Here is an 18,291-nt window from a genome sequence, read left to right on the forward strand (position 1 = left end):
AAATATCTGTCCATGCAGTCGTAACTCAACCTATGAGGCTATAGTTCTCAAGCAATCCACAATCAAAAACGCTTCAAAGCCCTTTGCCGCCTAGCGTCTTTAGGATCATGAAGCAAGGGCCGATAAATTTCTATTCTATCGGCTTCTCTAACAGGCTGTTCCAGTTTGCAGACTGTACCAAAAATACCCGCCTTAAGCTCGGATAAGCCAATCTCAGGGAAAAGCTCCAGCAAGCCAGAAGCTTTTATCGCAGCTTCAACAGTCGCGCCTTCCTCCATTGCCACCGTGACTATTACCTGTTGTTTGGGTTTCGCGTAGGCCACTTCGATTTCAACCATAAACTTCTTTAGCCCGTGAGGTAAAAGAACTCACCATGGTGTTGCAGATCTGGTTAAAGACTGCGCCAAAAGCCAGGCTTGCCAGTTTGCCCGACATTTCGAATTCCAGATCCAGGGAGATTTTACTGGCATCTTCACGTAGCGGTATAAAATCCCAGGTTCCTTCCAAAGAGGAAAATGGGCCGTTCAACAGCGAAATTGTCATTCTACGCCCCTGCTCAGCCTTGTTTCTGGTCGAAAAGGATTTTTTAAAACCGCCTTTAGAAATCACTAACTCGGCTTCAATAATGTCATCTTCGCGCTTGATGATTCGACTGCCGCTGCACCAAGGCAAGAACTTGGGATAGGCTTCTATATCGTTAACCAGGTCAAACATCTGCTGTGCTGAAAATTTAACCAAGGCACTTTTTTGAACAACGGTCATGCTTAAAGAACCCCAACCACATGCAGGAATACCAAAAACACCGCAGCAGGTGCCACATAGCAAATTAACACCTTCCACACTTGATAGCTAAGCGTATTTGGCATACCCAGTTCATGCTCGGAGTGTTGCCGCTTCATAATCCAACCGGCGAACACCGCGATACAAAAACCGCCGATAGGCAACATCAAATTGGCGGTTAAATAATCCAGCAATTGAAAAATAGTCCGATCGAAAATCTTGAGTCCGGACCAGATGTTGAATGAAAAAATGGTACCGAATCCCAGTAGCCAGGTTATCGAACCTGACCAGATACAGGCTTGTTTTCTGTTCATGTCCTTGTTTTCAACCAACCATGCAACAGCGGGTTCAATCAATGAAATCGACGAAGACAAGGCCGCGAACACCAGCATCACAAAAAACAAAATGCCGAATAGCCAGCCGCCGGTCATGTTGCCGAATGCAATCGGCAAGGTTTGAAATATCAATCCCGGACCTGCGGCAGGTTCCAGGCCGCTGGCAAAAACAATCGGAAAAATGGCCATGCCTGCCAATAAGGCAACTGAGGTATCGGTGCCGGCAATCAAAAATACGGTTTTGGAAATGGATACGTCTTTCGGCAAATAAGAGCCGTAAACCATAATCGCGCCCATACCGATACTCAGAGTAAAAAAAGCATGTCCCATGGCGGTCAATACGCTATCGCCGGTCAGTTTGCTAAAATCGGGCGTGAATAAGAATTTGAGCCCCTGATCATAGCTGCCGGTAGTCATTGCATAGGCCACCAGTAAAATCAGCATCACAAACAAGCTGGGCATTAAAAAACGTACGGCTTTCTCGATACCGGTCTTAACGCCACGCGCTACAATCGACATGGTTGCCAGCATGAACAGACTATGCCAGAAAATCAGCTGTATCGGACTGGCAATAAGACCGTCAAAGAGACCTTTTATCTCTGAGGCATCGGCAGCGAAAAAACTGCCGGTAAAGGCCTTTAACACATAAGCCGAAGCCCAGCCTGCAATAACGCTGTAATAAGAAAGTATTAAAAAACCGGCAATAACGCCCATCCAGCCTAAATAATGCCAGTTTTTATCGGCCCCGACTTCGTCGCTCAGGGTTATCATGGTATCAATCGGATTCTGCCTGGTTCGCCGCCCGAGCATGGTTTCCGCCATCATAATGGGTATACCGATCAGTAACACGCACAATAAATAGACGATCACAAATGCCCCGCCGCCATTTTCTCCGGTAATATAGGGAAACTTCCAAATATTACCCAGTCCGACTGCGGAACCTGTCGCAGCCAGAATAAATGCGAAACGTGATGACCATTGACCATGATCTGATTTTTCTGTACCCGTCATTTGTGCTCCTGTAAAAACGTAAAAGTTATAAATTCACCACGGATGTTTCTTTCGTGGTGAGCTTTTCTGACTATTGCAGTAATATCGAGTAAAATAACAAAATTATTCCTTTACGTCAGTTTAAAAAAACTAATCCGCACTTATGGCCGATAAAAAGTCTAAGAAAAACACCAAGCAGCAAAACGCCAATATTGCCGTTAATCGCCAAGCGACTCATGAGTATTCGATTGAGGAGCGGTTTGAAGCAGGGATTGTTTTGGAAGGCTGGGAAGTTAAAAGTCTGAGAGATGGACGCATCCAACTCAAAGAAAGTTATGTCGTGATCAGACGCGGCGAAGCCTGGTTGTCGGGCGCACATATTTCACCGCTGTTATCTGCATCGACCCATGTTAATCCTGATTCTATCCGCGCCAAAAAACTGTTGCTGCATCGGCACGAACTCAGCAAGTTGATCGGCTCGGTCGAACGCAAAGGCTACACCTTGATTCCATTGAAAATGTACTGGAAAAACGGCCGGGCTAAGCTGGAAATCGGTCTGGCCAAAGGTAAGCAATTGCACGACAAACGCGCTACATCGAAAGACCGCGACTGGCAACGTGAAAAAGCACGGATCATGAAGAAAGGCTAGAAACAGATAAAAGGCGCAAGGTTAAAAGATGTGTTTCTAACCTTTCGCACTTAGCCTTCTTTCCCTTAAACCATTCCTTCACATTAAAATGTCCACACACCCTAATCTCCTTTCTATAGAAAACAGCCTGCTGATCGTCGTCGATTTGCAGACTACATTATCAGCAGCCATGCCGGAAGCTGAAGCCGAGCTGATGACGTCCAACGCCCGCAGCCTGGTTGAAGCCGCAGGACTGTTAAGCATCCCGGTGTTATTAACCGAACAATATCCCCAAGGCTTAGGCTCTACCGATACCAGCATCACCGACTTGTTGTCGGAAGACACCCTGATTTTCGACAAGACCGGCTTTTCCTGTTGCGCGGCTGAGGGTTTTACCGACACCGTAGCCAACACCGATCGCAAGCAAGTCATATTAATCGGTCAGGAAGCCCATGTTTGCGTATTACAGACCGCATTGGAATTGCTGCATTTAGGTTATCAGGTGCATGTCGTCGAAGACGCCATTTGCTCACGTAAGGCGGAACATAAATTCTATGCCTTGCAGCGTATGCAGCAGCAAAACGCCACTATTACCAATTATGAATCGGTATTATTCGAATGGGTCAAAGACTCCAGATATCCTGAATTTAAAAAGATTTCCGGTTTGCTTCGTTAACCCTATTTCACCTTGAACCTTACCCATGTCGCTTACATCCTTCATTGAAAAAATAAAAAATAATGACCCCGTCAGTTTTGATGAAACGATCGCCGTTATTACCGAAAATTACCATTACCAGCCTACCGAATTTCGCAACGGCCTAGGTGAACATATATTAATTAATCAAGAAGGCAGTAACGAAGGCTCCTGCAAGATTTTCGACTTTGCTCAAATTAACGAGCTTAATCAACAACAGACTTTAAACCTGTTCGGCGACTATTACCGGAATGTTTTAAACGATCCGAACGGCACAAATCACCAGAACATCAGAAATTTCATGCAATACGGCTGGGCTGGTATTTGTTTTAACGGTGTGGCGTTGACAGCCAAATAAACATTAGACATAAAAATTCACCACGAAGACACGAAGAAAAACTAGCGCATTAATATTGTTTTCAACCATCATGCAAACTAATGACGTAATGTTTTTCGTCCTTTAAAATGACTAATATTAGCTGGAGATTTCCATGAATTGCCCTAAGTGCGACTCTGACAACACCCGAAAATTTAGCATCATCTACGAGGAGGGAACCTCTCGCGGCAAGAGCGAAGGTTTCAGTGACCACTCAAATTATGAGACGGAGCACTTTTCTCAAACCCCTCTCGCTAAACGATGCTCGCCCCCCAAAGAACCTGAAATAAGTTCTTTTTTAATGCTGATAGGGCTTGCTTTCTCTATTTTTATAGCCTTCAAATTGGGTGTTTTCGCTGGCAGTTTTTGGTGGGGAGTAGGCGCATTTGTTTTATCATTGGTTGCATTCAATATCCTTTGGCACTTTACGTTAGGCACAAAGAAAAATAAGCAATATGATCTCGACTATGAAACATGGGATAACTCATGGATTTGCATGAAGTGTGGCAATGATTTTCTTTCTTCTAAATAACTCACCCTTAAAAATACGCTTTCTTTATCCACGTATCCTCCTTCACTAAATAAAACCTGCGCATCTTCCCCGAAGGATGAAATATAAAACTTCGTGCCCTTCGTGGTGAATTCTAACCATCCAAAAATAATGATCGACTTTCTAATCATCGGCCAAGGACTCGCCGGAAGCTTGCTGGCATGGGAACTCATACAACGCGGTTGTAAAGTCGTCATTGTCGATAACGGCCGGGAAAATGCCTCGCAAGTCGCCGCCGGATTGATCAACCCGATAACCGGCATGCGCTTTGTAAAATCCGCCGATGTCGATACCTTATTGCCTGCGGCAAAACACCGTTATTCACAGTTAGCCGATTTTTTTCAGCAAGAATTTTATGTAGAAAAACCGATGCTGCGGCTTTTCCGTAGCGAAAGCGAATTAAACAACGCCGGCAAACGCCTGAACAACCCCGAGTATCAAGCCTACTTGGGCGACGCACAGCCGCCGGGCGAAGCCATTAACCATCTTGCAACACCTTTCGGTTTTCTGGAACAAAAACAGACCGGTTATTTACTAACCAAGCCATTATTAAGCGGCTTAAAAACGTTTTTCATTGCCCAAGACAGTTACCGGCAGGCTGATTTCGATTACCGGGACATTCACCTTGAACCGTCTTTGCGCTGGCAGGACATTTTCCCCAAGCAGATTATTTTCTGCGAAGGCTATCAGGCAACACAAAATCCCTGGTTTTCCTACCTGCCTTTTCAACCGGTCAAAGGCGAAATTCTGACGCTGGAACACCAAACTGAATTACCTGATAAAATCCTCAATTGCGGCAACTGGCTGATCCCGTTAAACGACCATCGAATCAGGATAGGCGCAACCTTTGACCGGGAAAATCTGAACACCCGCACCACCGAGCAAGGTAAAAATGACTTGTTAAATGCACTCAAGCAAATCTCACCCGGTTTGACTCACACAACCCTGATCAACCACCAAGCCAATGTCAGGCCTTGTACTCAGGACAGACAACCTTTTATCGGCCTGCATCCAAGACACCCGCAACTGGCGATTTTCAACGGCTTCGGTGCCAAAGGCAGCTTGCAGGTACCTTGGTACAGCGAGCATTTTGTCGATGCCTTATTAAACGGCACTCCCCTGCCCAAAACCTGCAATATTCAACGTCATTATGAAACGCATTTCACTGCTTAACACGGCTCACGACCTGATCCGGGACATTCTCCGCCCCGGCGATATTGCCATTGATGCGACAGTGGGCAATGGTCACGACACCCTGTTCCTCGCCGAACAAGTCGGCCCATCCGGCCATGTTTACGGCTTCGACATACAACAGGCGGCCATCGATTCGACTCTGGACAAATTCCGGCAAGCACACCTTTCGGACTCCCTGACCTTGATCCACGCCAGCCATGCCGACATGACTGATAAAATTCCCGCAGATCTTCACGGTAACATCAGCGCAATCATGTTTAACCTGGGCTATCTGCCGGGTGGCGATAAAACAGTCATTACGCTAACCGGTTCCACCTTGACCGCCTTAACTGTCGCCAGCCGGATTTTAGCGGTCAACGGCATCATCACCCTGCTGGCTTATCCAGGCCACCCAGGCGGCGATATGGAAACCGACCAAGTCAAAAACGGGTGCGAGCAACTAGATACTCAGCAATTTGAAGTCAGCACCATTTACAGCAGCGAACACAAAGACACAGCGCCCAGACTTTTTGTAATCCGCAAGCTGCGCTAAATGAAAAATAGAACTCGGCACACCGCTACGCATTAGGAGCGGGGATTACAATTCCCGTTCCGCTTTGGAATTATTATTCCCCATAAATATCGCCCTCATGACGCTTTGGAAGTTCCGCCCAATTTGACAGATAAAGCCCAAGGCGAAGGTAGCGGTGAAAGCTCGAATAGGGCCAGGCACCGGGATGGGATACCAAGCCATGTTTCACCGGATTCCAATGGATGTAATCGCAATGTTTTTCGAAGTCTCGGTCATCGCGGATTTGGTGCTCCCAGTAGCGCGGTTGCCAGATGGTTTGTGCGCGTTTACGTCGCTGGGACGCAGAGGGTGGTAATTTGAGGTCATCCGGGCAATGGCGGGTGAAATAGTTTTTGATTGCATTCCAGCGCATCGGATAATCATTATCGTCTGGCGGCAACGTCCAAATGCAATGCAGGTGTTCCGGCAGCAGTACAAAGGCATCAATGGTGAAAGGATGAACCAATTTAACGGTTCGAAACGCCGTACGCAACAATTTGACGTTATCCGGTTCGCAGAGAAATTTACGCCGCCGGAAAGTCACGACGGTGAAAAAATAAGTGCCGCCGAGGGTTTTAGCGCGACGATATTGCATGATGAAGATTCTCCAAAGTCGGGCAACAGTTTTATCGTTGCCCGACATTTTAGCATCCGAAAATTGAGCGGCAGTGGTCAATCGCGAAATTCGTCAACGTATTGAAGCTTGAGAATGTCGGGCATAAACAGCATGCCCGACCTACCGGACTCCATCCAGACTACTCGCTAGACAAAGAAATTTCTCTAAAATCATAAGGATTAAGAGGGAGTATTATTTTGTGCTTTTCAAATAAATATTCTGAATGCAGGTTGCAGAAGAAGTTATGGTAATGAGCAACCCAAACATACTTCAGCCAAACACAATTATTTTCTTTATGTTTTTCAAGGTTGTTTTCGACCAGTTCCTTGTGCTTTAAAATAATTTCAAGGTTAGGTTCGCTATTATAATCAAAGTAATCAAGAAAAGCGGCATTGAGATAATTTATAAACCATTTTCCATCAGCGTCTTCTAAAAGATTTAGCTTAATCCATGAAGATGGTATTTTATTATGGCTAGTAAGGTCGGGGTGCCTATCAATATAACTATAAATAGCTTTGACTGCGGATTCGGTAAGAATAATTCTTGGGTTAATTGCTTCAATAGATTCGCCTTTATAGGCTTCAGTCAGCGCACTTCCAAAAACAACTATATCGTCAATATAGGCCTCGTCATACGAAATGGCACCACGAATAAAAAAATCTTTTTCGATCATTTCAAACTGAAAACGAGCCAGCTTTGATATAATTACTTGAAAGTATATATGGTTGTTATTGTTTTCAGGGAAACCAATAACAATATTGTCAGTGAATGCTTTGAGAAAATAATCATCCTTTTCAGTTGAAGATTCATTTAAATAATTGACAGTATCGTCAAATTCCTTATCGTTGCCATTAGTACAGCTTTTTTCTAATCGATACCTTCCGCTCTTTAACGCATTATAGAGTCTGCGAAACATTATTATTTCTGTATTATCTTCCCTAGCTTTTAAAACTATACCTTTGTAACCGAGGATATCTATAAACGCGAATACGGACTTTATTAAGCTTGGCTCTTTATCGACAGTGTAATATGGATTACGAGAGATTGGGGGAGATAGATTCATATTATTACATGCCAAAAAATAATTTAAATAAGGGATTATCATACACCGACCTCACTTAACCCGCCAAACCCAACCGGGCAAGGCTTCCAGTCGTGCTTTACGCTCCAGTGGCATGCTATCTTTGGCTGCTCGTTGCGAACTGACCCACCGACCTAGGGAGAATCCCTCCGGTGTTTTGTGAGCATAGGAAACCTTGGCATGTCCCTCTCGATCTGCGAATGCCTTGAGCTGGCGAAATCCTTCTTCCCACAACTCTGACAGAGCATCCCAAACCCAACCGGGCAAAGTTTCCAGTCGTGCTTTGCGCTCCGGTGACAGGCTGTCTTTGGCTCCTCGTTGGTTTCTGACCCACGAACCTAGGCGGTATCCCTCCGGTGTGCTGTAACGCAAAGAAACCTTGGCATGTCCCTCTCGCTCTATGAATGCCTTGAGCTGGCGAAATCCTTCTTCCCACAACTCTGACAGAGCATCCCAAACCCAACCGGGCAAGGCATCCAGCCGCACTTTGCGCTCCAGTGGCATGCTATCTTTGGCTGCTCGTTGCGAACTGACCCACCGACCTAGGGAGAATCCCTCCGGTGTGCTGTAACGCAAAGAAACCTTGGCATGTCCCTCTCGCTCGATGAATTCTTTGAGCTGGCTAAACCCTTCTTCCCACTGCTCTGACAGTACATCCCAACCCCAACCGGGCAAGGCTTCCAGTCGTGCTTTACGCTCCGGTGACAGGCTATCTTTAGCTGTTCGTTGGTTGCTGACCCACGAACCTAGGCGGTATCCCTCTGGTGTAGTGTGATTTTGGGAAACCTTGGCATGTCCCTCTCGCTCGATGAATTCTTTGAGCTGGCTAAACCCTTCTTCCCACTGCTCTGACAGTACATCCCAACCCCAACCGGGCAAGGCTTCCAGTCGTGCTTTACGCTCCGGTGACAGGCTATCTTTAGCTGTTCGTTGGGAGCAGCCCCAGGCGCCCAGGCGGTATCCCTCTGGTGTTTTGTGATTCGTTGGCACCTTGGCATGCCCCTCTAGCTCCATGAACGCCTTGAGCTGGCTAAATCCCTCTTCCCACCGTTCTGAAAAAGCATCCCAAACCCAACATGGCAAAGCTTCCAGTCGTGCATTGCGCTCCGGTAACAGGCTGTCTTTGGCTGCTCGTTGGTGGCTGACCCACTGACCTAGGGGGTATCCCTCTGGTGTTGTGTGATTTTGGGAAACCTTGGCATGTCCCTCTCGCTCCATGAATGCCTTGAGCTGGCTAAACCCTTCTTCCCACTGTTCTTCATATGCACGAGCAATCCAAACCCAACCGGACAAAGCTTCCAGCCGTGCTTTACGCTCCGGTGACAGGCTGTCTTTGGCTTTTCGTTGCACACTGACCCACTGACCTAGGCGATATCCCTCTGGTGTTTTATAAATCGCTGACACCTTGGCATGTCCCTCTTGCTCTATGAACACCTTGAGTCGGCTAAATCCTTCTTCCCACTGTTCTGACAAAACATCCCAAACCCAACCGGGTAAGGCTTCCAGCCGTGCTTTGCGCTCCGGTGACAGGCTATCTTTGGCTCTTCGATGCACACCGACCCACTGACCGAGGGAGAACCCCTCTGCTGTTTTGTGATTCGCTGGCACCTTAACATGTCCCTCTCGCTCCATGAATGCCTTGAGTCGGCTAAATCCTAGTACCCACTGCTCTGACAAAACATCCCAAACCCAGCCGGGCAAAGTTTCCAGTCGTGCTTTGCGCTCCGGTGACATGCTGTCTTTGGCTCCTCGTTGGTTTCTGACCCACGAACCTAGGCGGTATCCCTCTGGTGTAGTGTGATTTTGGGAAACCTCGGCATGTCCCTCTCGCTCTATGAACACTTCCAGCAATCCAAACCAGAAGTTCCAGGACGCTGTAACTTGCTCAACCAGATAAGTGCGCAATGCGCTACCAAAAGACGCATCAACCGTGGTGGGCAGGTCGAGGAAGATTTTTCGCAATTCGCCCACACCAACTCCCGCGCCGGGGTTTTTGCCCAACGATGTTCTAATCTGATCCAGTTCGTAAGCCAGCACGTCATCGTGTGCTTTTAATGCATTCAGTACATCCCAAATGGGTTTGAAATGACTGGCTTCAATTGTGTCTTTGGCATTCTGTCCGGCGGCGATAAACACCGGCAGAACGATGGTTCCTGTCTTTTTGTCTGGACTCAGACGAATGGCGCGGCCCACGGCCTGAATAATATCGATCTGACTGCTGCGTGGATCAATGAATGCCACACCATCCAATGACGGAACGTCGACACCTTCTGACAAACACCTTGCATTGCTTAACAGTCCTCGCTCATCTGCTCTCAATGATTTGAGCTGATCAAGTTTCCTCCGACGCTTATCTGTCGGCATCGCACCCGAAACGAAATCTGTTCTGAGTACGCCACTCGGTCGATGCTCGTCTCCAATCCATTCAATTACCTGCTGAATATCTTGCGTGAATAATTCAGCCCGAATGACGCGATTGTGAAAGCTGATGACCCGCTTGAGATCGTAATCCTTGATTGCCTTGAGTAGGCCAATCTGGGCAGCTAGAGACTCTGCATCGTTTTCGATGCCGGAATCAATTTTGATAAGTTCCCTGTTCTTAATATATTCGGCAATCATCGGGCTATCTACACCAATAATCACGATCCGGTAATCGGTCAGCAGGTTTTGCCTGATGGCTTTACCAAAGGGGAGCGAATACAGCACCTTACCGAATACGGCTTCATCATCCATGCAAGCCACTTCAATGCCGCGATCCTCAGCTGCTTTCTTTACTGAAGCGGTGTAGGTGCGTGGCGTGGCGGTTACGAACAGGCGTTTGCTGGCAATGATGCGCTTGTTGTCCAACACGGTGGAGAAAGCGCTGGTAATCTTGCCGGTACAACGATGAGCTTCATCGGCGACAACCAGGTCGAATGCCAGAGTGGAGTCACCGGCTTGCGCAACGGCTACTATGGGCGAAGATTGGTAGGTGGAAAAGATGACCTTGGCTCCATCCCCTTTTATGAATCGCCTGATTTCCTCTGCATCTGAAGTGACAGGAAAAGCCAGTTCGGAAACCGACTGGATGGCTTCATCCTCTCCGCGTTTTCCAACGGTTTCGTCTGAGCATACACAAAGCACATCGAATGGCTGAGTTGCGGCAAACGTCCATTCCCTGAGGGTTTGTGACAACAGGCTTAATGATGGCAACAGTACCAGCGTCCGCTTTGATGCAAGCTGTTCTTTGATCCAAAGTGTGGTGAAAGTCTTGCCTGTTCCACAAGCCATGATCAGTTGACCACGCTCGGCATGTTGGAAGTTATCAGCTACCGTGGCGATTGCCTCAAGCTGGTGTGGGCGAGGCTTGGGAGCTTCCTTGCGCTTGCCGCTATGGAGGTCATTGTAATGTGATGGGTATTCAAGCTCTGAACGTTCAAAGTCGGAGAGCAGGAACCTGACGACCGTTTTTTCCTGGGCTTCGCAGACCTGTATTGCATTTTTGCCGATCCGGTCAGTGGTAGCTATCAGCAGGCGCTTGTCGATACCCGTGCGGTTAGACTCGCTGAGGAATTTGTCTACATCGTGTTTGGTAATATCATGCTTGTGTGAGTAGCACTTGGCCTGCACTGCCCAGGTTTCACCATTTTTATGTTGAAAAACAAGGTCGACACCGCAATCAATACCCCAGCGTTTGGGGTATTCATGCCACAGCCAGACCTGATCAACCTGAGTTGACCATTCCGGATCATTTTTGAGGAACCATTTAGTAAAGCGTTCAAATTGCTTGCCCCGCTTTAAAGGGTCATTGTCCAAGCTTTGGTAGAGTTCGAGAAAAGTAGCCACTGATTAGAATTTATTGGTTTTATTTTGGATTGATGATAAACCATCCGTTGCATTGTTCACTGAAAATATTGATTGTGAGTCGGAAGAACGGTTTTGGTCGTAAGCAGGCATTCGAGTGCTTTCTTTGTATCGCTCCCACGCTCCGGAGACTGTGAACAATAAAAGAAGAAAAGAAAAATCTGCTTAATCAGCGTTGCCTGGAGCGCCTACTTCTGACATTCGCGTTTTATTACAACTCACCAAAGCAAAACAATCTGGTATCATTGCGCGCCTTATTACCTATTCTCCACAAAGGAAACCCATGTCAGAATTCAATAACGTAACCATCGTCAAAAAAGCCAATGTTTACTTTGGCGGCAATGTCAGCAGCCGGACTGTCAAGTTTGCAGACGGTTCGACTAAAACCCTGGGCTTCATGCTGCCCGGCGAATACACTTTCAACACCGCCGACCCGGAATTAATGGAAATCATCGACGGCGACCTGGACGTGTTGTTGCCCGGCGCGGAATGGCAAACTATCAAAGGCGGCGAATCTTTCAACGTGCCTGCCAATGCAGCGTTCACGATGAAAGTTAAAGCACCTAGCGATTACTGCTGTTCATTCCTCAAATAACGATGGAAAAAGTCGCCATCTTTGCCGATGTGCAAAATATCTATTACACCACCCGGCAAAGTTACCAGCGGCATTTTAACTACGCTGCATTCTGGGCGCAGGCGACCGCCAACAGGGAAGTGGTCGCGGCGTTTGCTTATGCGATCGACAAGGGCGACAGCAAGCAGCTGGGATTTCAGCAGATACTTAGAAATATCGGCTTTGAAGTCAAACTGAAGCCTTACATCCAGCGTAGTGACGGTTCCGCAAAAGGCGATTGGGACGTAGGCATTACTTTGGATGCAATCGACTATGCTGCCAAGGCTGATGTCATTATTTTATTATCCGGCGACGGCGACTTCGACCTGTTATTGAACAAGGCCCGAAGCGTTTACGGCGTAACAACCGAAGTCTACGGGGTACCGGCGCTGACCGCACCGTCACTGATTAAATCGGCCGACCGTTTTATAGCCATTAGCGATAAGCTGCTACTGTAAAACATTCAAAGACTAAAATCTGTTAGAATAGGGTTTTATTTTTCAAAGCCGCAAAGAATCGCTCAATGGCGCTTAAGTCAACCATCTATAAAGCCGACTGTCAGATTGCCGACATGGACAGAGGCTACTATCAACCGCATAACCTGACCATTGCCTTGCACCCCTCGGAAACCGAAGAGCGCATGATGGCGCGCCTGCTGGCCTTTGTTATCAATGCCCATGAACAGCTGCAATTCACCAAAGGCCTGAGCACCGATGATGAACCGGAACTCTGGCAAAAAAGCCTGACCGATGACATTGAACTGTGGATCGAGATGGGCATGCCCGATGAAAAACGCATCCGCAAAGCCTCCAGTCGTGCCGATAAAGTCATTCTTTATACCTATGGCGGACGCAATACCGTCTGGTGGAACCAGATTAAACCCAAACTGGAACGCTTTAAAAACCTGACAGTTATTAACCTGCCCAAGGAAGCCACCGATCAACTGGCACCGATGGTAAAACGCACCATGCAGTTACAAATCAGCATCCAGGACGGGCAGGTTTGGATCAGCGATGATCAAAATACCGCCACTATAATGCCAGAGGTCTGGCTTAGTTAACTCAAACTAAACAAAAGGTGCACTACCTCTATTTAGCCGGTTACCTTTTATATATCTTTTCACCTTTAATCTTCGGAAAAAATCTTGATTTCTACAGCTAACATCACCATGCAGTTCGGGGCTAAACCCCTGTTTGAAAACGTCTCAGTTAAATTCGGCGACGGCAATCGTTACGGCCTGATCGGCGCAAACGGCTGCGGAAAGTCGACCTTCATGAAAATATTGAGCGGTGATTTGGAACCGTCAGCGGGCAACGTCAGTATCAGTCCCAATGAGCGCTTGGGTAACTTGCGCCAGGATCAGTTCGCTTATGAAGACTACCGTGTACTGGACGTGGTGCTGATGGGACACGCTGAAATGTGGGCGGCCATGTCCGAGCGCGATGCCATTTATGCCAACATGGAAGCGACCGAAGATGACTACATGCATGCTGCCGAACTTGAATCGGTATTCGCCGAATTTAACGGCTATACCGCCGAATCCAGAGCCAGCGAACTGTTGCTGGGTCTGGACATTCCATTGGAACAACATAACGGCCTGATGAGTTCGGTAGCGCCGGGCTGGAAGCTGAGAGTCTTGCTGGCACAGGCTTTATTTTCCAATCCCGACATCATGCTGCTCGATGAGCCGACCAACAACCTGGACATCAACACCATCCGTTGGCTTGAAGACATTCTGAACCAACGCGATTGCACCATGGTTATCATCTCGCATGATCGCCACTTTTTAAACAGCGTCTGCACCCACGTTGCCGATATGGATTATGGCGAGTTGCGTGTTTACCCCGGCAATTATGACGATTACATGGTAGCCGTTACCGAAGTTAGAGAACGCTTAATGGCTGGAAACGCCAAGAAAAAAGTCCAGATTGCCGAACTGCAAACCTTCGTTAGACGCTTCTCGGCGAATGCTTCCAAGGCCAAACAAGCCACTTCGCGCGCCAAGCAATTAGATAAAATTAAACTGGATGAAGTTAAACCCTCAAGCCGGGTTAATCCGTTTCTCCGTTTTGACCAGACCAAAAAATTGCACCGTTTAGCACTGGAAGTCGACAACTTAACTAAAGGTTACGACGCTCAACCCCTGTTCAAAAACTTGAATTTGATGGTTCCGGTCGGTGAACGCATTGCTGTTATCGGCCCTAACGGTATCGGTAAAACAACCCTGCTGCGCACCTTGGTCGGCGATTTAACAGCGGATGCCGGCGAGGTTAAATGGTCGGAAAACTCGGAAGTGGGATATTTTGCTCAGGATCATGCCGAAGACTTCGCCGAAGATACCACTCTTATCGAATGGATGAGTCAATGGCGCAAAGAATCGGACGACGACCAGGCCATACGCGGCACCTTGGGGCGGTTATTGTTCAGCGCAGACGACATCAACAAATCGGTTAAAGTCATCTCCGGCGGGGAACAAGGCCGCATGTTGTTCGGCAAGCTGATCCTGCAAAAAAACAACATCATGGTAATGGACGAACCGACCAACCATTTGGATATGGAATCGATTGAATCGCTCAATACCGCGCTGGAAAGCTATCCCGGCACCTTGATATTTGTCAGCCATGACCGGGAGTTTGTGTCATCGCTGGCGACACGGATTATCGAATTAACCCCGACCGGGATTGTTGATTTTAGCGGTAATTATGAGGATTATTTAAGCCGCCAAGCGTAGATCGGCAAATGGTAAGCTGGGTTTGAAGCAATCGCGTAAAACCCAGCGATTAACTTCCGTTCATTAACGTATTGCCCACCAAATCGGCAACAGCTCTGTCTGCCACACCGACTACCTTAATATTGTTTTTAACCATGCCGGCATAATTTTCATGTAAATGGCCATGAAAGATATTTTTTACTCCCATCGCAACGGCCAACTCACTAATCACATCAAAGCCGTGCCGATGAGATCCCGGCGCTTCATGGGTCACCAAAATATCCGCTCTCAGCGTCTTTAATGCCTCAAACTCATCATGCCAAATCGCCCCCTTGTATTTTAGCGACATAGCCATATGCCGACTATTGACCGATTGATTATGCAGATAATGCTGCTTTCCCCGCCATTTAGGCTGTTGCGGCGGATACCAGACCCGCCCCAAAAAAATACCGCCTAAACCGGCAATTCTCAACCCTGCTATTTCCGTGACTTTCAAGTGCAAACCCTTATCAGCTAACGCTGAATCAAACAAATGCTTATGTTTGCTAGGCGTTTCAAAATCATGATTCCCTGCAATCCACCAGATTTGAGTTAAACCGACAATTTCCTGCAAACAGACTTCCAGGGGCATATCCAAATCATAATCACCCAATAACACGACGGCTTCCGGTTTGTATTTATGCACTGCCGCTATCAGCGGCTTGAAATTCCCATGCGGATCGCCTGCAAATAAAACCTTGTTCTGTGGGTTCACATTGTTACTCCTGTTAACTGAAACCTAACCCTTATCAAAAAACAACGTTTTATTTTCGTTGCTCCACGCAGGTTTGAAATTCCTCACGATTATAGACAAAAGTCGTGTTGATTAATATCAGACATTAAATGCCAGTGGAGTCGATTAGAATTTTCGGATGGGTTTTCTCACTCTACTCTATTTTACAGACGAGTTTGCTACCTTAATTCATCTTAATCAGATCGCAGAACAAAAACAGGCAGAACCCCAGTGTTGCGCAGGAAGTAACGGTAAATAAGCGAAAAATTTGATGCCTGGATAAAAAACACTCCCTTTAACAAGAGAGTGCCTCCAGCTTTTGCAATGTTTCTAATCGGCCAAGCGCTTACCAATACGGTAGTAAGTATCTTTCAGTTCTTCACCGACTATTTTGGCTTTGGCAATAAACTCTTCTGAAGTCTCCACCGAATCATCCGCTATTTCAGTAGCTTTGATTTTTAAACGGTGCCATGTTTTTTCGGCTTCTTCAAATTCTTGTTTGGCCTCCATAGAAGCCAAATGCAGTTTTAAATTGATTTCATCACGTTCTATTTGCAGCTTATCTAATAAATTATCAAAATCTTCTTTTATTGACATGACTCACCTCATCTTTATTAATCACTGATGTTACGCACCGACTACGAATTATCAATAACTTATGGTCATTTTTTGCTTTATAAGTTATTGATTTTTGGTTTGCCTGCGTAACATCAGTTAATCATCGTTTAACTTAAAAAACTAGTTGATATTGCATAATCATTTATAGTGTAGATAAATCAATCACTACAATCAATACGTAATACCACCAGTCCGACCGGACAACTGACATCTCAAACACCTTACGTTGCTAGGTTTCAGATGTTTTTTTTACTTTTGATTTAACAAAATTGTAAACATTAACTGGTATAGTGTTAAGAACGCGAAAGTGTCCTGCTATCACCCTCCATGACAGAAAACTTTATGACTCACGAACTTTTATTATTACGACACGCCAAATCGGATTGGTCTGCTGATATGGATGATTTTTTCCGCCCACTGAATAAACGTGGCCGTCGCGCCGCCAAGCGGGTGGGACGCTGGCTGCATGAGCAGCATTTGATACCCGACACCATACTCAGCTCTCCGGCTACGCGTGCGCTGACAACCGCGCAACGGGTTTGCAAGCAGTTGAACATAGACGAATCAGCCATTATCTGCAACCCACGCATTTATCAAGCAGACGCCCTAACCTTGCTGACAGTACTAAAATCCCGTCACCAAGATCAACGAGTGCTGCTGGTCGGCCATAATCCCGGCTTAGAAGACTTGTTATTAAAATTAACCTCCCATGCGGTTCCATTATCCGCTGACGGAAAATATCTGCCTACCGCCGCTTTAGCCCAACTCGCTTTCGAAGGCGACTGGACAGAACTGTCCGAAGGTACCGCCACATTAGTCACGCTGATTCGTCCGGATAGCCTGCCTGAATAATAAAAAGAGAATATCTTCATGTTACGACTATTCAATATCGACAAGGGGCGACTCAAAGAACAAACGCCGCAGGACAATCAACTCAAGCAGGCAGTGGCTAAAGCCGCTTGGATAGATGCCCACGATGCCAGTGACAGTGAGCGGGCGCTACTACAAGCCTTTTTGCGTACGGAATTGCCAGAGTCGGATGATGTGGAAGAAATCGAGTCTTCGGCGCGTTACTTTACCGATAATACCGGCATTCATGTACGCTCTTTATTTCTCGCCCAAAGCGAGGGACGGCACAGCACGGCGACCGTCGCCTTCATCTTGCAAAACGACCGCTTAATTACCCTGCGCGACGGAGCCTTGGCCGATTTTCGCCTGCTGCGTATGCGCGCCCGGCGTGGACAGATAGAGGCTCATTCTCCGCAGGAATTACTGGTAATGATGTTCGAACAAAAAGTGGAGAATCTCGCCGACGCACTGGAAGACATTCATCGTAAACTGGAAGATGTCAGTTATCTGGTACTGGAAGAAATAGACTCCGACCTTGAAAACGCCATTGATCAACTGGCCAAATTGGAGGATAGCAACGGCAAGATTCGACTATGCCTGATGGATACACAACGCTCCATATCCTTCTTGCAACGGCATTTGCGCAACCAGCCCGAGTTGCAGGAAACGGCGCGGGAGATTATGCGCGACGTGGAAACGTTGATGTCGCATACCACTTTCCTGTTCGATAAAATCAATTTCTTGATGGACTCGACCCAGGGCTTTATCAACATTGCCCAGAACAAGATCATTAAAATCTTTTCTATTGCCGCCGTGGTATTTCTACCCCCTACCTTGGTAGCCAGTATTTACGGCATGAATTTTCGCTTTATGCCAGAACTCAGTTTGCGCCTGGGCTATCCGGGTGCGCTGGGCTTAATGCTGCTGGCGGGGATTGCGCCTTATTGGTTTTTTAAACGGAAAGGCTGGTTGTGAGCTAGGTATAACTCATCCATAGCGGCAACCTACACGGCTGCCGCGTAATGGCTATGTTAAAATAAAAAAATAAGCCAGCTCCCTCTATGCTCAACACCTTCAACAGGGAAAATCGTC

Annotated in this window: 20 protein-coding genes; 12 read left to right on the forward strand and 8 right to left on the reverse strand. The window is 47.0% G+C overall.

Translation table 11 applies throughout. The features are described 5' to 3' along the window. Positions 1–62 precede the first annotated feature (62 nt). From ABXJ76_RS12995 to ABXJ76_RS13005, 3 genes are read right to left on the reverse strand one after another with little or no spacing between them, the layout of a single operon-like run. Positions 63–338: an RnfH family protein gene (locus ABXJ76_RS12995; protein WP_432741063.1), complete on the reverse strand. Its 276-nt coding sequence runs from the start codon at positions 336–338 to the stop codon at positions 63–65. Beyond that, positions 331–762 carry a type II toxin-antitoxin system RatA family toxin gene (locus ABXJ76_RS13000; RefSeq protein WP_432741064.1) on the reverse strand — a complete coding sequence of 144 codons (432 nt, stop codon included), beginning with the start codon at positions 760–762 and terminating at the stop codon, positions 331–333. Before ABXJ76_RS13000 ends, ABXJ76_RS12995 begins: the two co-directional genes overlap by 8 nt. 2 nt (positions 763–764) lie before the next feature. Continuing rightward, positions 765–2,126: a sodium-dependent transporter gene (locus ABXJ76_RS13005; protein ID WP_432741066.1), complete on the reverse strand. Its 1,362-nt coding sequence runs from the start codon at positions 2,124–2,126 to the stop codon at positions 765–767. A 142-nt stretch (positions 2,127–2,268) separates the two neighbouring features. Here ABXJ76_RS13005 and smpB point away from each other — a divergent pair, with 142 nt between their 5' ends. The 6 genes from smpB to ABXJ76_RS13035 all read left to right on the forward strand — a co-directional run bounded on the left by smpB (position 2,269) and on the right by ABXJ76_RS13035 (position 6,079). Beyond that, a complete protein-coding gene (smpB, locus tag ABXJ76_RS13010) occupies positions 2,269–2,754 on the forward strand; it encodes an SsrA-binding protein SmpB (protein ID WP_432741068.1) in 486 nt (161 codons plus the stop codon). Between the two features lie 88 nt (positions 2,755–2,842). Next, entirely contained in the window at positions 2,843–3,409 is a 567-nt protein-coding gene (locus tag ABXJ76_RS13015) for an isochorismatase family protein (RefSeq protein WP_432741070.1), read from the forward strand. A 25-nt stretch (positions 3,410–3,434) separates the two neighbouring features. Continuing rightward, positions 3,435–3,785 carry a HopJ type III effector protein gene (locus ABXJ76_RS13020; RefSeq protein WP_432741072.1) on the forward strand — a complete coding sequence of 117 codons (351 nt, stop codon included), beginning with the start codon at positions 3,435–3,437 and terminating at the stop codon, positions 3,783–3,785. Between the two features lie 133 nt (positions 3,786–3,918). Then, positions 3,919–4,335 carry a hypothetical protein gene (locus ABXJ76_RS13025; RefSeq protein WP_432741073.1) on the forward strand — a complete coding sequence of 139 codons (417 nt, stop codon included), beginning with the start codon at positions 3,919–3,921 and terminating at the stop codon, positions 4,333–4,335. Between the two features lie 129 nt (positions 4,336–4,464). Beyond that, complete coding sequence (locus tag ABXJ76_RS13030) at positions 4,465–5,526, forward strand: NAD(P)/FAD-dependent oxidoreductase (protein ID WP_432741075.1); 1,062 nt, start codon at positions 4,465–4,467, stop codon at positions 5,524–5,526. After that, positions 5,504–6,079, forward strand: a complete 576-nt coding sequence (locus ABXJ76_RS13035) for a class I SAM-dependent methyltransferase (RefSeq protein ID WP_432741077.1) — start codon at positions 5,504–5,506, stop codon at positions 6,077–6,079. The genes ABXJ76_RS13030 and ABXJ76_RS13035 overlap by 23 nt, the downstream gene beginning before the upstream one ends. A 73-nt stretch (positions 6,080–6,152) precedes the next feature. On the opposite strand, the gene ABXJ76_RS13040 is transcribed toward ABXJ76_RS13035, so the two are convergent. The 3 genes from ABXJ76_RS13040 to ABXJ76_RS13050 form a co-directional block, all read right to left on the reverse strand. After that, complete coding sequence (locus ABXJ76_RS13040) at positions 6,153–6,692, reverse strand: REP-associated tyrosine transposase (protein WP_432741079.1); 540 nt, start codon at positions 6,690–6,692, stop codon at positions 6,153–6,155. A gap of 160 nt (positions 6,693–6,852) precedes the next feature. Further along, complete coding sequence (locus ABXJ76_RS13045; protein WP_432741081.1) at positions 6,853–7,776, reverse strand: hypothetical protein; 924 nt, start codon at positions 7,774–7,776, stop codon at positions 6,853–6,855. 51 nt (positions 7,777–7,827) lie between these two features. Then, on the reverse strand, positions 7,828–11,619 hold the full coding sequence (locus ABXJ76_RS13050) for a Helicase associated domain protein (RefSeq protein WP_432741083.1): 3,792 nt from the start codon (positions 11,617–11,619) through the stop codon (positions 7,828–7,830). Positions 11,620–11,920: 301 nt separating this feature from the next. On the opposite strand from ABXJ76_RS13050, the gene ABXJ76_RS13055 reads away from it, so the two are divergent. The 4 genes from ABXJ76_RS13055 to ABXJ76_RS13070 all read left to right on the forward strand — a co-directional run bounded on the left by ABXJ76_RS13055 (position 11,921) and on the right by ABXJ76_RS13070 (position 14,981). Beyond that, the gene (locus tag ABXJ76_RS13055; protein WP_432741084.1) at positions 11,921–12,232 is read left to right on the forward strand and encodes a pyrimidine/purine nucleoside phosphorylase; all 312 of its coding nucleotides are present in this window, start codon (positions 11,921–11,923) and stop codon (positions 12,230–12,232) included. Positions 12,233–12,234: 2 nt separating this feature from the next. After that, the gene (locus ABXJ76_RS13060) at positions 12,235–12,708 is read left to right on the forward strand and encodes an NYN domain-containing protein (protein WP_432741086.1); all 474 of its coding nucleotides are present in this window, start codon (positions 12,235–12,237) and stop codon (positions 12,706–12,708) included. Positions 12,709–12,773: 65 nt separating this feature from the next. Beyond that, positions 12,774–13,310: a YaeQ family protein gene (locus ABXJ76_RS13065; protein ID WP_432741087.1), complete on the forward strand. Its 537-nt coding sequence runs from the start codon at positions 12,774–12,776 to the stop codon at positions 13,308–13,310. Between the two features lie 84 nt (positions 13,311–13,394). Continuing rightward, positions 13,395–14,981, forward strand: a complete 1,587-nt coding sequence (locus ABXJ76_RS13070) for an ABC-F family ATPase (protein ID WP_432741088.1) — start codon at positions 13,395–13,397, stop codon at positions 14,979–14,981. 49 nt (positions 14,982–15,030) lie between these two features. Here ABXJ76_RS13070 and ABXJ76_RS13075 read toward each other — a convergent pair whose 3' ends face one another. Both ABXJ76_RS13075 and ABXJ76_RS13080 read right to left on the reverse strand, forming a co-directional pair. Beyond that, positions 15,031–15,714 (reverse strand): metallophosphoesterase family protein, encoded by a 684-nt coding sequence (locus tag ABXJ76_RS13075; protein WP_432741089.1) that lies wholly within the window; start codon positions 15,712–15,714, stop codon positions 15,031–15,033. A 348-nt stretch (positions 15,715–16,062) separates the two neighbouring features. Continuing rightward, the gene (locus ABXJ76_RS13080; protein WP_432741090.1) at positions 16,063–16,329 is read right to left on the reverse strand and encodes a hypothetical protein; all 267 of its coding nucleotides are present in this window, start codon (positions 16,327–16,329) and stop codon (positions 16,063–16,065) included. Positions 16,330–16,692: 363 nt separating this feature from the next. On the opposite strand from ABXJ76_RS13080, the gene ABXJ76_RS13085 reads away from it, so the two are divergent. Continuing rightward, positions 16,693–17,202: a SixA phosphatase family protein gene (locus ABXJ76_RS13085; protein WP_432741092.1), complete on the forward strand. Its 510-nt coding sequence runs from the start codon at positions 16,693–16,695 to the stop codon at positions 17,200–17,202. Between the two features lie 18 nt (positions 17,203–17,220). After that, positions 17,221–18,174 (forward strand): magnesium/cobalt transporter CorA, encoded by a 954-nt coding sequence (gene corA, locus ABXJ76_RS13090; RefSeq protein ID WP_432741093.1) that lies wholly within the window; start codon positions 17,221–17,223, stop codon positions 18,172–18,174. The last annotated feature ends 117 nt before the right edge of the window (positions 18,175–18,291 follow it).

Origin of the sequence: Methylobacter arcticus, from assembly GCF_050917435.1 — a bacterium.
GTDB classification, from domain to species: domain Bacteria; phylum Pseudomonadota; class Gammaproteobacteria; order Methylococcales; family Methylomonadaceae; genus Methylobacter_A; species Methylobacter_A titanis.